Origin of the sequence: Vulgatibacter incomptus (genome assembly GCF_001263175.1) — a bacterium.
GTDB classification, from domain to species: domain Bacteria; phylum Myxococcota; class Myxococcia; order Myxococcales; family Vulgatibacteraceae; genus Vulgatibacter; species Vulgatibacter incomptus.
In genome coordinates this window covers 3,151,257-3,163,492 of sequence record NZ_CP012332.1, presented here as the reverse complement: position 1 = coordinate 3,163,492, position 12,236 = coordinate 3,151,257, and the positions used below count along the sequence as shown (strand labels likewise).

Below are 12,236 nucleotides of genomic sequence, written 5' to 3'. Positions count from 1 at the left end.
TCGCGCGCGGGGATTCGCGGGGGCGGCCCGAAACACTGGCCGCCTCGAGCGCGCGCCGGTGCGACCACCGCATCCGGGAACGAGCGCGCTCGCTTTGCACCGATGGGCAGGTCTCCTGGCTCCCGGGCGCGGATGACGCCAGGTGGCGCATCCGCGGTGCCCCCGGCCTTCCCCTCCCACGCGAGGGAGAGTGACCGCTGCATTGGGGGCACCACGACCCGGTTACAGTGGCGGGACCGCGCCGGATTCACACCGGCTTCCCTTTTTCCTCGCGACAGCGAGGCACCCACGGCTTCCGTTCGGCGCGCAACCTAGACGTCGGCCCGCGCCTACGTCAAGGGGGCCCGAGGGCCGCCCTCCAGGGGCGCATCCTGGCGGGCGGCGAGGGTGTGAAAGAAACGGCCCCTCTCGAGCGGGGCCGTTTCCTTAAGCCGCGCGTCGCGCGAACTCGCTTTGCGGTTCGTTCCCTGCGTTTCCCGGAGCGAAGCGGACACGCTCAGTTGCGCCGCGACGCCGGTGTTTGCGGGAGCGGCGGGCCCACGAAGAGCGCCGCCGGAGCGGTCTGTTGGAACGTGATGATCCGAGGCCCTCGGCGCAGCTTGCGCGTGCGCTTCGTTGCGCGCGGCGGCTCGTCCCAGCGCAGATCGGTCTCGCCGGAGACCTTGAGCCGATCCTGCAGCTTGCGGAAGAGCTTGGGGCCGATGCCCTTGACCCGGGTTAGCTCCCAGGTGCGCTCGAAGGGCTTCTCCGCGCGGGCCTCGACGATCCGCTGGGCGACGGCGGCGCCCACGCCGGGGAGGAGCGCGAGCTGCTCGGCCGTCGCCGTGTTCACGTTGACCGTGCCGTGGAGGGTGCGGGGGTTCTTGCCCTTCGCGCTCGAAGCGCCCGGCGCGAGGGCAATGGCGATGGCTGCCGCGAGGGGCAGCCATCCCACGAATCGGTTCGTCATGGCCGCTAGAAGGGGACGGCGGCCTCGGCTTCCGCCTGGGCCTTGCCGTTCGACCGCGACCGCTTCCCCTCGGCCACGCCCATGATCTCTCCGGACGGCGCGGAGGGGCTGAGGGCCGCCTCCTCGCGCCACTCCCGCATCTGGAGCTTGCCGTCGAGGGGCGTCGCGTCGAGGTGGAGGTTGAACGAGCCGTCCCGGTTCATGAAGGCGACGCCGACCCGCATCCAGTACGGCTTCTCGAGCCCCTGGCGCTCGCGGATCGTGTAGACCGCCCACTTCTTCTTCGTGTTGAGATCCATTTCACACCTCGATTGCGTGCCCCGGTTCATTCCGAGGTCGAGGTGCGATTTGCGAGGAGCGTGCCGCTGCCGATATCGCCGCTAGAGACCGAAAACCCGGCAGATGGGAGAGCGTCCGGCGCGCCCCCGGGCCCGTCGCGCGGACCCTCCCGAGTTGAAGAAACTCAGTGCACCGGCAGGTCGGGCTCGCCGCCGCCCTCGATCGGGCCGAAGCGCTTCTCGTAGCGCGCCACGTTCTCCTGGAGCGCGAGGAGCAGCCGCTTGAGGTGGAGCGGCGAGGTGATCACGCGGGAGCGGACCTTGGCCTTGGGCTGCTGCGGCTGGACGTAGATGAAGTCGAGGACGAACTCGGTGGGGTTGTGGGTTACGGTCGCGAGGTTCGCGTAGACCCCCTGGGCGGTGTCCTCGTCGATCTGGATCTCGAGCTGCTGGGCATCGTGGTTGGTCGGCTTGTCGCTCATCGGATCTCCCGGCGTCTTTCGGCCAGTAACGCGCGCGCCCGATTGGATGTCAAACCCTGGTTCTGCTACCGGTCGTAGGATGCGCCTCAACGAAGAAGGCATCGCGTGAACGAATTTTCCACCGATCCGTTCTCGCTCGGCGAGGGGGATGACGGGGTCCTCCTCCTCCACGGTTTCAGCGGCTCTCCCTTCGAGCTCCGGCCGCTCGCCGAGGCGCTCGCTGAGGGAGGCTTCCGCTGCCTGTGCCCGCTCCTCCCCGGACACGGACGCGACTGGGAGCGCCTCGCTCACGTGGGCGAGAACGAGTGGCTCGCGGTCGCAGACGAGGCGCTCGAGGGCCTGCGCGCGGCGGGCTGCAAGCGCCTCTTCGTGGTCGGCTTCTCCATGGGCGGCGCGCTGGCGATCCGGCTCGCCTCAGGGCGCGGCCGATCGATCGCCGGACTCGCGCTCCTCGCGCCTGCGCTCTCGCTCCATGGCTCGTCGCAGCTCTATCGATCGATCTTCCGGCAGAGGTGGGCGACGAGGCTCTGGCCGTGGGTCTCGAAGGGCGCGGGCGACATCCAGGATCGGAACGTCGTGATCCCTGGTCCGCCGCGGATCCCGACGTCTGCCGCGTCCACGCTCGACCGCGTGATCCGCGGCGCTCATGAGGCGCTGCCCGGGGTGGAGACTCCCGCGATCGTGCTCTGGGGCGCGCACGACCGGGTGGTGCCGAGGAGCGCGGCCCGGGTGGCGGCGGAGCGGATCGGCTCCGGCCCTGCGCGGCTCGTGGTGCTCCCGCGCTCCGCGCACCAGCTCGCGCTCGACTATGATCGCCTGACGGTGGCGACCGAGGTCGCCGGCTTCTTCGGGCAGATATCGGGGAGGGACGATGGCGAAGGACTGCATCCTCGCGATTGATCAGGGAACCACGGCGACGACGGTGCTGGTGCTCGACGAGTCGCTCGAGGTGAAGGCGCGAGCGAGCCGCGAGTTTCCCCAGTACTTTCCCAAGCCGGGGCAGGTAGAGCACGACCTCGACGAGATCTGGGAGAGCGTCCGGCGTGCGATCCGGGACGCCCTTCGCAAGGGCGGGATCCACGCCAGTCGAATCGCCGCGATCGGCATCACCAACCAGCGCGAGACCTCGGCGCTCTGGGATCGGAAGAGCGGCGCGCCCGTGTCGCGGGCCATCGTCTGGCAGGACCGTCGCACGGCCGATCGCTGCCGCGAGCTTCGAGGCGCGGGGCACGAGGAGATGGTCCGCCGCAAGACCGGGCTCGTCCTCGATCCGTACTTCTCGGCGACCAAGGTCGAGTGGATGCTCGCGAAGGTGAAGGGCGCGCGGGCCCGCGCGAAGCGGGGCGAGCTCGCGTTCGGCACGATCGATTCGTTCCTCGTAAACCGGCTCACGGCCGGCGAGGTGCACGTCACCGACGCGACGAACGCGAGCCGTACGTTGCTCATGGATCTGTCGACGCTGGACTGGGACGAGGAGCTCCTCGAGCTCTTCGGCGTGCCGGCAGCGGTGCTCCCGGAGATCCGAGCCTCGTCGGAGATCGTGGGGCTGACGAAGGGCGTGAAGGTGCTTCCGGACGGGATCCCGATCGCGGGGATCGCGGGGGATCAGCAGGCGGCGCTCTTCGGGCAGATGTGTTTCGACGTCGGTGACTCGAAGTGTACCTACGGGACCGGGGCCTTCCTCCTCATGAACGTCGGCGACCGGCCCGTGGTCTCCCGCGAGGGGCTCCTGACGTCGGTGGCGTGGAAGCTCGGGGGAGGGGAGACCGCCTTCGCCCTGGAGGGCTCGAGCTTCGTGGCGGGGGCGGCGGTCCAGTGGGTCCGCGACGGCCTCTGCATGATCCGGAAGGCCGCGGACATCGAGCCCCTCGCCGCGAGCGTGAGCGACTCGGGCGGCGTCGTCTTCGTCCCGGCCCTCGCCGGGCTCGGCGCGCCGTATTGGCGGCCGGAGGCCCGCGGCATCCTCACGGGCATCCACCGCGGCACGACGAAGGCGCACATCGCCCGCGCCGTGCTCGAGGGGATCGCCCTCGAGATCCGCGATCTGGCCGACGCGATGGAGCGGGACGCGGAGAGGAAGATCGAGACCTTCGCCGTGGACGGCGGCGCCTGCGCGAACGATCTGCTGCTGCAGCTCCAGGCCGACCTCCTCGGCCGCCCCGTGGTGCGCCCGAAGATGGTCGAGACCACGGCCCTGGGCGCGGCGCTCCTGGCGGGGCTGGCGATCGGGATCTGGCGCTCGAAACGGTCGATCCGCAGGGTGTGGAAGACCGATCGCCGCTTCTCGCCGAAGATGCGGGCCTCCGACCGCGCGGGGCTCCTCGAGCGCTGGCGTACTGCAGTCGCGAAAGCTTAGGCCCCCGAAGGTGCATTGCGGCGACGTCGCCTTGGCGGTCTTCTTGGGACCCGGAGGACACAGCCATGGCGCGCAAGATGATCGACTGCAGGGATCAGAAGAGCGTGAGCGGTTGCACCCTGACGATGATGGGTGAAGAGGAGGAGCTGCTGAAGGCCGCGACCCAGCACGCCATCCAGGTCCACGGGCACCGTGATTCCCCGGAGCTCCGCAAGATGCTGCGATCCTCGTTCAAGAACGCGCCACAGATGGAGCAGGCCGCGCATCCCTGAGATCCCGCCGGAGCGCGCCAATCGCGTTGGACCGGTTGCCTCCCCGAGGGACGCTCCGAGCGGGCGCGTCGAATACGCATCCAGGGGGCTCATGGATCGATCGGCGATTGCCAGCCTGATCGCATGGGGCTGCTGCGTTCATGGATGGTGCTCGTCTTCGTTCTCTTCGGCGCAGGGTGCGACATCAACATGGGCCCCAACAAGCGTACCAACCACCTGCCGGAGGGAACGGCGACGGTCACGAACCCGCCGGCGCCGATCAACGGCCAGGCCTTCCACCCGACCTTCGTGGGGTGGCAGTTCGGTGGCGCCTTCCATTGCGACCCGAACCGGCAGGCCGTCACCATCGCGATCTGGGAGGGCGTGACCGACCCCTGCACCCAGATTGCCCCGGAGGGAGCGCGGGTGGTGTTCATCGAGACCTCGGCCATCGACGCAGGGACCTTCCCGGTGGAGGTCACCTGCAACGCCCCGAGGACGGCGGGCGCGTTCTTCGGCATCGTCCAGGGCAACGCGCTCTTCACCCAGCAGGCGATCGACGGCTCCGTGGCCCTCCTCGGACTGAACGACGAGAACGTCCTCCAGGGCTCGTTCTCCGTTCTCTTTCCCAACACGATCAGCGGAACGAGCGTCACGAGCGGCAGCTTCAACACCGCAGCCCGCTGCTTCTGAGCGTCTCCAGGGACGTCAGGACGCCTGGAGCTGGAGGTCGGGGAAGAGCGCCTCGAGGAGCTCGCGCACCGACGAGACGCCGACCAGCGGGAGCTCCGGCGCCTCGAGGCGGCGCAGGTTCGTGGCCGGTAGATAGGCGCTGGAGAAGCCCATCTTCGACGCCTCCGCCAGGCGGATATCGCCAGCGGTGACCGCGCGCACCTCGCCTGCGAGGCCCACTTCGCCGAAGAAGACGGCAGAGGCGGGGACGGCGACATTTACGCGGGAGGAGACGAGGGCGGCGCAGACCGCGAGGTCGGCGGCGGGCTCGTCGAGCTCGACCCCGCCGGCGACGTTCACGAAGATGTCGCAAGGCCCGAAGGAGAGCCCGAGCTTGCGCTCGAGGACCGCGGCGAGGAGCGCCACGCGGTTCGGATCGACGCCGATGCTCTTGCGCTGGCCGGTGCCGTACTGGGTCGGGGCGACCAGGGCCTGCACCTCGACGAGCAGGGGCCTGGTGCCGGACACGGTGGGCGTGACCACGGAGCCGGGCTGGCCCACGGGCCGCTCGGCGAGGAAGAGGGCGGAAGGATCGGCGACCTCCGAGAGGCCCGACGAGCGCATCTCGAAGACGCCGATCTCGTTGGTGGAGCCGAAGCGGTTCTTGTGCGCGCGCAGCACGCGGAAGGTGTGGCTCGCCTCGCCCTCGAAGTAGAGCACCGTGTCGACCATGTGCTCGAGGATCCGCGGCCCGGCGATGGAGCCGTCCTTGGTGACGTGGCCGACGATGAAGGTCGGCGTGTCGGTCCGCTTGGCGAAGGCCATCAGGCGACCGGCGACCTCCCGGACCTGGGAGACGGTTCCGGGGGCGCTCCCGAGCTCGGGGAGGAAGAGGGTCTGGATGGAGTCGACCGCCAGGGCGAGCGGCGCGAGCTTCTCGGCCTGTGCGAGGACCCGCTCCGCGTCGGTCTCGGCGAGGAGGAGGAGATTTTCGGAGGAGGCGCCGAGGCGATCCCCCCTGAGCTTGGTCTGCCGCAGGGACTCCTCGCCGGAGACGTAGAGCACGGGGCGCCCGCCTCCCGAGCTCGCCAGCCGGTCGAGGGCGGCGAGGAGGAGGGTCGACTTGCCGATGCCGGGGTCGCCGCCCAGGAGGATCAGGGCTCCGGGCACGACGCCGCCGCCGAGGACGCGGTCGAGCTCGGCGATGCCGGTCCGGATCCGGGCGGCCTCGTCGCCCTCGATGGCGCGGATCGGAGTAGGGGCGAGGCCGGTGCCGCCGGCGCCCCACGCGGGCCTGACCTCGCCGCCGCGGGCTTCGGCGACCTCCTCGGAGAGGCTGCTCCATGCCTTGCACGAGGGGCATTGGCCCAGCCACTTGATCGAGCGATGCCCGCAGGCCTGGCAGACGAACTCGGTGCGCTTCTTCGCCATCGGCTCCTCCCCCCGGGCGTGGAGCTCCCGCGGTCGGCGCAACCTACCTCAGGGGTCCGACATCGAGGCTCGGAACAGGGACCCGGGGCGTGTCGCCAGGAGGAAACCGGCGCCCAACCGGGCGGCTCGAGGCTCTGCCGCGCTCCTACGGGCGCCCTACCGGAAGATCGAGAGCGAGAGCTTCTCCTTCTTCGCCCGCTTGGCGGCGTCGAATGAGAAGGGGCCGGAGCCGCCGATGAGCAGCACGAGGAAGACCACCAGGAAGAGGAGGGCCTTCTCCATCTGCGGGAAGGCGTCGGCCCGGTGGTGGTGGAGCGCGCCGACCATCGTCCCGAGCGCGAAGAGCGCGGCGGGGCGGGTGAAGAGGCCGATCACCACGAGCGACCCTCCGACGAGCTCGGAGAGGGCGGCGATCCAGGCCAGGGCCTCCGGGAAGGGCAAGCCCAGCGCAGACACCTGGAGGAGGAACTGGCCCATCTGCGGCGTGCCGTCGGGGGTCACGCCGAAGATCTTTGCGTAGCCGTGCGTGACGAACATCGCACCGACGGCGATACGGAGTACGGCCCAGCCGATGCTTCGCGGGGAGATCGTGGTGGCGCTCACCGGGGCTCCTTCGAGAGAAGTGAAGGAAGTATCAAGACTTTGAGGCAAATGCCAATAAGTGGACAGACGCCGATCGGGGCTGCGGGCGCTCGCTCGCCCGGCTAAAAACCGGCAGAACGGGCGGCACGGAATGGTGCCCGGCGTGTCAGGCCTCCCCTACGGGTGGTCTGGCGCTCCAGCGGAGCCGAAGGCGGAGCAAACGAAAAGAGGAGCGTTCACACGCTCGGAGACGCGGATGGCGATGGATTTGAAGGGTAGGCTCGCGGTGATCACCGGCGGTTCGGCGGGGATCGGCGCCGCCACGGCGATGGAGCTGGCGGGTAGGGGAGCGCGGCTCTTCCTGGGGGCGCGGCGCCTCGAGAAGCTCGAAGAGGTCCGACGGGCGATCGTCGAACGGCACGGTGGCGCCGAGGTCACGATCGCGCCCCTGGACGTGACGGATCCCGCGAGCTGCGCGGCCTTCGCCGAGGGCGCCGCGATGCAGGGCGAGGTCGAGATCCTCGTGAACAACGCCGGCCTCGCCCGTGGAAACGATCGCGTCGTGGACGCCAGCGAGGGCGACTGGCGGGAGATGATCGACACGAACCTCCTCGGGCTCCTGCGGATCACCCGGCTCTTCCTGCCCGGCATGATCGCGCGCAAGGGCGGCACCATCGTGCAGCTCGGCTCGGTGGCCGGCCTCGAGCCCTACCCCGGCGGCGCGGTCTACTGCGCGACCAAGGCGGGCGTGCGTGCGCTCTCGAAGTCCCTTCGGCACGAGCTCCTCGGCACCGGCGTGCGGGTCTGCACCGTCGAGCCCGGGGCGGCGGAGACGGAGTTCAGCGTGGTCCGTTTCCGCGGCGACTCGGATCGCGCCAAGGCCGTCTACAAGGGGTACGAGCCCCTGACGCCGGAAGACGTCGCGGAGGCGATCGTCTTCGCGATCACCCGCCCGCCGCACGTCGACATCGAGGAGCTCGTGCTCTTCCCGACCGCGCAGGCGGGGACGATGGCCTTCCATCGGAGTTAGACCATCGGCAATTGCGCGGCCGGGGCCAGCGTGGTACGGCCAGCGCGGCATTTTCCAGGAGGAACGGTGGCTCACGAGATTCGTCACGACTGGACCGTGGAGGAGATCCGCGCGATCCACGACCTCCCGCTGTTCGAGCTGGTCTACCGAGCCCAGACCGTCCACCGGGCGTTCTTCGGCGACAACAAGGTCCAGCTCTGCTCGCTGCTGTCGATCAAGACCGGCGGCTGCTCCGAGGACTGCGCCTACTGCCCGCAGGCGGCGCGTTACAACACGGGCGTGCAGGCCGAGAAGCTGATGCCCGTGGACGAGGTGCTGTCCAAGGCGCGCCAGGCCCGCGACGCGGGCGCGACCCGCTTCTGCATGGGCGCCGCCTGGCGCGAGGTCCGGGACAACGAGCACTTCGACCGGATCCTCGACATGGTCCGCGGCGTGCGCGACCTCGGCATGGAGGCCTGCGCCACCCTCGGCATGCTCAACGAGGAGCAGGCCAAGCGCCTCAAGTCGGCGGGGCTGTCGGCGTACAACCACAACCTCGACACCTCCGAAGATCACTACGACAAGATCATCACCACCCGGACCTACGACGATCGCCTCCGCACCCTCGGCAACGTCCGCAAGGCGGGGATCAGCGTGTGCTGCGGCGGCATCATCGGCATGGGCGAGCCCGTCGAGGCGCGCTGCGGCATGCTGATGACGCTGGCGAACCAGGAGATCCATCCGGAGTCGGTGCCCGTCAACGCGCTCGTCGCGGTGGAGGGGACGCCCCTCGCAGGGCAGGCGCGGGTGGAGACGATCGAGATGGTGCGGATGATCGCCACCGCCCGGATCCTCATGCCGCAGTCCATGGTCCGGCTCTCCGCCGGCCGGAACCAGATGAACGAGGAGGCGCAGCTCCTCTGCATGATGGCCGGCGCGAACTCGATCTTCTTCGGCGAGAAGCTGCTCACCACCGGCAACCCGGAGTACGCCGCCGACATGGCCCTCCTGGCGAAGGCCGGCATCGAGCCGCTGGCGCCCAACGAGGCGAGCTGCGATCGGCACGAGGACAAGCACGTCCACCTGCAGATCGCCTGATCCGCGACTGCGAGGCGGGATCGTCCTGCCTCCTGGCGCAGCCGCGGGCGGGTCGATTGCCCGGATGAAGGAATGAGAGGCCTCTTCGTCACCGCGACCGACACCGGCGTCGGCAAGACCGCCGTCGCGTGCTCGCTGGTCACGGCGATGCGCCGCCGCGGTCTCGACGTCGGCGCGATGAAGCCCGCCGAGAGCGGCTGCCCGCGCGACGCCGCAGGTCGCCTCGTTCCCGCGGACGCTCGGCTCCTCCAGGCCGCTGCCGGCGGCGGCGATCCACTCGAGCTGGTCTGTCCCTACCGCCTGGAGGCGCCGCTCGCGCCGGGGATCGCCGCAGCGCGCGAGGGCGTGGCGATCGATCCGGCCGAGGTCGAGCGCTGCCTCCGGGCGCTCGGCGATCGCCACGCGGACGGCGTCGTCGTCGAGGGCGCCGGCGGTCTGCTGGTGCCCCTCGATCCCGCCTTCACCACGATGGCCGACCTGGCGGCGCGGCTCTCGCTCCCCGTGATCGTCGTGGCTCGAGCGTCGCTCGGGACGATCAACCACACGGCGCTGACGCTGGAGGCCCTCGCGGCGCGACGGATCCCCGTCAAGGGCGTGATCCTCAGCGCCGGCCGCCTGGAGGACGAGGGCGCCGCCGCCGAGAACGCGAAGGCGATCGAGAGGCTCACCGGCGCGCCCGTACTCGCGTCGCTCCCCTTCGCCAAGGGTGGTTCCGACGCCGAACGGATCGATTTTCTATCCGCATGGCTGGACGAGCGGATGGCGGGACGAAAACTGGATCCGGCATCGCTCCTCGCTTAGCGTGCTCCTCGACTCGGGCCGGTACAGGGGACCCGAGAACGACCATCCCACTTCGAGCTCGCACGTCGGGCGGCCCTCCACGAGGCGCCCAAGAAGGTCATTGCTTTGGCTGAAATCATCGATCTGATGCTTCATCGGGCCGCGATTCAGGCCACCGACGAGATCCTCCAGCGCCGTGGCCTGGGGTACTTCCTCGAAAAGACCGGTGCCTTCCCGTTCGCCCTCTCCGAGCAGCGATGTGCAGTGGTGATCGAGGTCGCCCGGCGGCGGAGCGGCGCTTCGCGGTCGCAGCGCGCGGACGCCTCCCTGCGCATGGTGCGGCGGCGGCTCATCGCGCTGGTCGCCGAGGCCATGGTCCGCGTGGGCTACTGAAAGACTCTGCAGCAAACCTCTCGTATCGCCGGCCCTTTCGGGGCGGGAAGCATGGGCGGCGGTTTCGGACCGCCGGCGGCAGCGCTTGCGCTAGTCTCGCTGCATGGAGCTCTCCGCCGAAGCCACCATCTCCCAGCCCCGTGACGAGGTCTTTCGCGTCTATCGCGACGAGCTCACGCGGCTCCTCCCCTATCTGCCCAACGTCCGCGGGATTGACGTGAAGAGCCGCAAGGAGACGGGCGATCGCGTCGAGATCGTGAACGTCTGGCACGGCGGCGGCGAGATCCCTGCCGCGGTGCGGGCGTTCCTCTCCGAGTCGATGCTCTCCTGGACCGACTACGCGGAGTGGAATTCGTCGGACTTCTCGTGCACGTGGCGGAGCGAGTCCCACTCCTTCAGCGAGGCGGTCGATTCGCGAGGCCGGAACGTCTTCGTCGAGGCCGGGCCGGGCCGGTGCACCATTCGCATCGGCGGTCGGATCGACGTGGCCGCCGCGAAGATCCCCGGCGTTCCGCGGCTCCTCGCCGGGACGATCGGGCCCGCGATCGAGCGCTTCCTCGTGAAGCAGATCCAGGACAACGTGCAGGAGGTGGCGCGCGGCGTCGATCGCTTCCTCCGCGAGAAGGCGCGCTGAGCCTCAGGGAGGCGGCGGCTTCTTGAGCGTGAAGGTATCGCTCACCACGCCGTCGATGCGCACGTTCCTCACGGTGATCGAGAGGCCGTCCACGTCGACGAGGCACGATCCGTGTGCGGCCTCGGCGAAGGCGATCATCGGATAGCCTGGCGCCACCCAGTCGAGATCGGCGCCACCGTGTCCCGCGACGAGGTAGAGGGTGCCCTTGTTGGGCCCCGACTCCTTCCAAATCTCGTGTGTCACGGGATCCTCGACCGCCATCCGGAAGCGGGCGGGATCCGCGTCGGCGGAGGTGGCGCCGTTCACGAGGTAGGTCCGCTCGTAGAGGTGCGAGTGCCCGTTGAGCACGATGTCGACTCCGGCCGCCTCGAGGATCGGCACCACGTAGCGGCGCATCTCGAACTGGTTCTCGGGGTCCGCGCCGGCGTCGTTGGTCGAGGAGTAGGGCGGGTGGTGGAAGACCGCGAGCTTCCAGTCCGCCGTGGACGCCGAGAGATCGCGCTCGAGCCAGGTGAGCATCGGGCTCCCGGGCCGCCGTGAGGAGTTCGAGGAGTCGAGGACCGCGAAGTGCGCGTTCCCCCAATCGAACGAGTACCAGGACGGCGTGCCAGAGGGCTCGCCGCCGGCCTCGCCGTTGGTCGGGACCGCGAAGGCGTCGAAGTACGGGCCCGAGGTGCCGCTGACGCTCTGCGCCTCGTGGTTCCCCAGGGTGGGCCAGAACGGCGTGGTCGAGAGCACGGACTCGTAGGGGTCGAAGACGCCGCGGTCGAGCTCGGCCTCCGTGCCGGCCGGGTATGCGAGGTCACCCACGTGGACGACGAGATCGGGGCGCCGGCCGGCGGCGACCGTCAACATGGCGTCGCGCACGCTCCGCTGGGGGGCTTTCCCGTTTCCGGAATCGCCCAGCACCCAGATCCGGAAGGGCTCCCTCGCGCCGGGGGGAGGGGCGGTGCGGAACCAGTGCTGGGTGGCGACCCGGTCGTCCGAGCTCGTGACTTTGTAATAGTAGCGAGTGCTAGGTGTGAGATTTGCGATGCGGACCCGATGATGACGGACCTCCGCGGGATCGCTCGCCGTCCGATTCATGTGGGCGGGATCGGTGCCGAATGCGACCTCGCTGGCGCCGGCGTCCAGGGTTCGCCATGCGATCACCGTGCCGCTGGAGCTGGTCTGCTGCACGTAGGGAAGGCGGGCCCCCGGAGGATCCGAGCTGCAGCCCAGCAGGGCGATTGCGAGCAGGACGGCCATGGAGAGGCGCCCGTGGCGAACGAAACTCGAGCTGTCCATGGGCTGCGGCCTCACGCAAAGTGCCTGCAGCAGA

15 protein-coding genes and 1 riboswitch are annotated in these 12,236 nt (G+C 69.8%); of the genes, 9 read left to right on the top strand and 6 right to left on the bottom strand.

Annotated features, from left to right (window positions below):
- Nucleotides 1–88: 88 nt before the first annotated feature.
- Nucleotides 89–305: riboswitch (cobalamin riboswitch) on the bottom strand.
- Nucleotides 306–496: 191 nt separating this feature from the next.
- The 3 genes from AKJ08_RS13155 to AKJ08_RS13145 all read right to left on the bottom strand — a co-directional run bounded on the left by AKJ08_RS13155 (nucleotide 497) and on the right by AKJ08_RS13145 (nucleotide 1,709).
- The gene (locus tag AKJ08_RS13155) at nucleotides 497–949 is read right to left on the bottom strand and encodes a ComEA family DNA-binding protein (RefSeq protein WP_050726485.1); all 453 of its coding nucleotides are present in this window, start codon (nucleotides 947–949) and stop codon (nucleotides 497–499) included.
- 5 nt (nucleotides 950–954) lie between these two features.
- A complete protein-coding gene (locus AKJ08_RS13150) occupies nucleotides 955–1,248 on the bottom strand; it encodes a hypothetical protein (RefSeq protein WP_157370668.1) in 294 nt (97 codons plus the stop codon).
- Between the two features lie 164 nt (nucleotides 1,249–1,412).
- Nucleotides 1,413–1,709, bottom strand: coding sequence for a DUF3467 domain-containing protein (locus tag AKJ08_RS13145; protein ID WP_050726484.1), 297 nt, complete (start codon nucleotides 1,707–1,709; stop codon nucleotides 1,413–1,415).
- 105 nt (nucleotides 1,710–1,814) lie between these two features.
- On the opposite strand from AKJ08_RS13145, the gene AKJ08_RS13140 reads away from it, so the two are divergent.
- The 4 genes from AKJ08_RS13140 (at nucleotide 1,815) to AKJ08_RS13125 (ending at nucleotide 5,009) form a co-directional block, all read left to right on the top strand.
- Nucleotides 1,815–2,609, top strand: a complete 795-nt coding sequence (locus AKJ08_RS13140; RefSeq protein ID WP_050726483.1) for an alpha/beta hydrolase — start codon at nucleotides 1,815–1,817, stop codon at nucleotides 2,607–2,609.
- Nucleotides 2,581–4,065 carry a glycerol kinase GlpK gene (glpK, locus tag AKJ08_RS13135; protein ID WP_050726482.1) on the top strand — a complete coding sequence of 495 codons (1,485 nt, stop codon included), beginning with the start codon at nucleotides 2,581–2,583 and terminating at the stop codon, nucleotides 4,063–4,065. Before AKJ08_RS13140 ends, glpK begins: the two co-directional genes overlap by 29 nt.
- A 65-nt stretch (nucleotides 4,066–4,130) precedes the next feature.
- Entirely contained in the window at nucleotides 4,131–4,337 is a 207-nt protein-coding gene (locus tag AKJ08_RS13130) for a DUF1059 domain-containing protein (protein WP_050726481.1), read from the top strand.
- Nucleotides 4,338–4,481: 144 nt separating this feature from the next.
- Nucleotides 4,482–5,009 carry a hypothetical protein gene (locus AKJ08_RS13125; protein WP_157370667.1) on the top strand — a complete coding sequence of 176 codons (528 nt, stop codon included), beginning with the start codon at nucleotides 4,482–4,484 and terminating at the stop codon, nucleotides 5,007–5,009.
- 15 nt (nucleotides 5,010–5,024) lie between these two features.
- On the opposite strand, the gene radA is transcribed toward AKJ08_RS13125, so the two are convergent.
- On the bottom strand, nucleotides 5,025–6,419 hold the full coding sequence (gene radA / locus AKJ08_RS13120) for a DNA repair protein RadA (RefSeq protein WP_050726479.1): 1,395 nt from the start codon (nucleotides 6,417–6,419) through the stop codon (nucleotides 5,025–5,027).
- A 156-nt stretch (nucleotides 6,420–6,575) separates the two neighbouring features.
- Entirely contained in the window at nucleotides 6,576–7,022 is a 447-nt protein-coding gene (locus AKJ08_RS13115; protein WP_050726478.1) for a DoxX family protein, read from the bottom strand.
- Between the two features lie 235 nt (nucleotides 7,023–7,257).
- Here AKJ08_RS13115 and AKJ08_RS13110 point away from each other — a divergent pair, with 235 nt between their 5' ends.
- The 5 genes from AKJ08_RS13110 to AKJ08_RS13090 all read left to right on the top strand — a co-directional run bounded on the left by AKJ08_RS13110 (nucleotide 7,258) and on the right by AKJ08_RS13090 (nucleotide 10,915).
- Nucleotides 7,258–8,031: an SDR family NAD(P)-dependent oxidoreductase gene (locus tag AKJ08_RS13110; RefSeq protein WP_050726477.1), complete on the top strand. Its 774-nt coding sequence runs from the start codon at nucleotides 7,258–7,260 to the stop codon at nucleotides 8,029–8,031.
- A 66-nt stretch (nucleotides 8,032–8,097) separates the two neighbouring features.
- Nucleotides 8,098–9,108, top strand: coding sequence for a biotin synthase BioB (gene bioB, locus AKJ08_RS13105; RefSeq protein ID WP_169788822.1), 1,011 nt, complete (start codon nucleotides 8,098–8,100; stop codon nucleotides 9,106–9,108).
- A 72-nt stretch (nucleotides 9,109–9,180) separates the two neighbouring features.
- The gene (gene bioD, locus AKJ08_RS13100; RefSeq protein WP_050726475.1) at nucleotides 9,181–9,909 is read left to right on the top strand and encodes a dethiobiotin synthase; all 729 of its coding nucleotides are present in this window, start codon (nucleotides 9,181–9,183) and stop codon (nucleotides 9,907–9,909) included.
- Nucleotides 9,910–10,035: 126 nt separating this feature from the next.
- Entirely contained in the window at nucleotides 10,036–10,281 is a 246-nt protein-coding gene (locus AKJ08_RS13095) for a hypothetical protein (RefSeq protein WP_157370666.1), read from the top strand.
- A 103-nt stretch (nucleotides 10,282–10,384) separates the two neighbouring features.
- On the top strand, nucleotides 10,385–10,915 hold the full coding sequence (locus AKJ08_RS13090; protein ID WP_050726473.1) for a hypothetical protein: 531 nt from the start codon (nucleotides 10,385–10,387) through the stop codon (nucleotides 10,913–10,915).
- A gap of 3 nt (nucleotides 10,916–10,918) precedes the next feature.
- Here AKJ08_RS13090 and AKJ08_RS13085 read toward each other — a convergent pair whose 3' ends face one another.
- The gene (locus tag AKJ08_RS13085; protein WP_050726472.1) at nucleotides 10,919–12,163 is read right to left on the bottom strand and encodes a purple acid phosphatase family protein; all 1,245 of its coding nucleotides are present in this window, start codon (nucleotides 12,161–12,163) and stop codon (nucleotides 10,919–10,921) included.
- Nucleotides 12,164–12,236: the final 73 nt, after the last annotated feature.

Coding starts and splice junctions, on each gene's coding strand:
- AKJ08_RS13155 (WP_050726485.1), bottom strand. CDS start 949: ATGACGAACCGATTCGTGGGATGGCTGCCCCTCGCGGCAGCCATCGCC.
- AKJ08_RS13150 (WP_157370668.1), bottom strand. CDS start 1,248: ATGGATCTCAACACGAAGAAGAAGTGGGCGGTCTACACGATCCGCGAG.
- AKJ08_RS13145 (WP_050726484.1), bottom strand. CDS start 1,709: ATGAGCGACAAGCCGACCAACCACGATGCCCAGCAGCTCGAGATCCAG.
- glpK (WP_050726482.1), top strand. CDS start 2,581: ATGGCGAAGGACTGCATCCTCGCGATTGATCAGGGAACCACGGCGACG.
- AKJ08_RS13130 (WP_050726481.1), top strand. CDS start 4,131: ATGGCGCGCAAGATGATCGACTGCAGGGATCAGAAGAGCGTGAGCGGT.
- AKJ08_RS13125 (WP_157370667.1), top strand. CDS start 4,482: ATGGTGCTCGTCTTCGTTCTCTTCGGCGCAGGGTGCGACATCAACATG.
- radA (WP_050726479.1), bottom strand. CDS start 6,419: ATGGCGAAGAAGCGCACCGAGTTCGTCTGCCAGGCCTGCGGGCATCGC.
- AKJ08_RS13110 (WP_050726477.1), top strand. CDS start 7,258: ATGGCGATGGATTTGAAGGGTAGGCTCGCGGTGATCACCGGCGGTTCG.
- bioD (WP_050726475.1), top strand. CDS start 9,181: ATGAGAGGCCTCTTCGTCACCGCGACCGACACCGGCGTCGGCAAGACC.
- AKJ08_RS13095 (WP_157370666.1), top strand. CDS start 10,036: ATGCTTCATCGGGCCGCGATTCAGGCCACCGACGAGATCCTCCAGCGC.
- AKJ08_RS13090 (WP_050726473.1), top strand. CDS start 10,385: ATGGAGCTCTCCGCCGAAGCCACCATCTCCCAGCCCCGTGACGAGGTC.
- AKJ08_RS13085 (WP_050726472.1), bottom strand. CDS start 12,163: ATGGCCGTCCTGCTCGCAATCGCCCTGCTGGGCTGCAGCTCGGATCCT.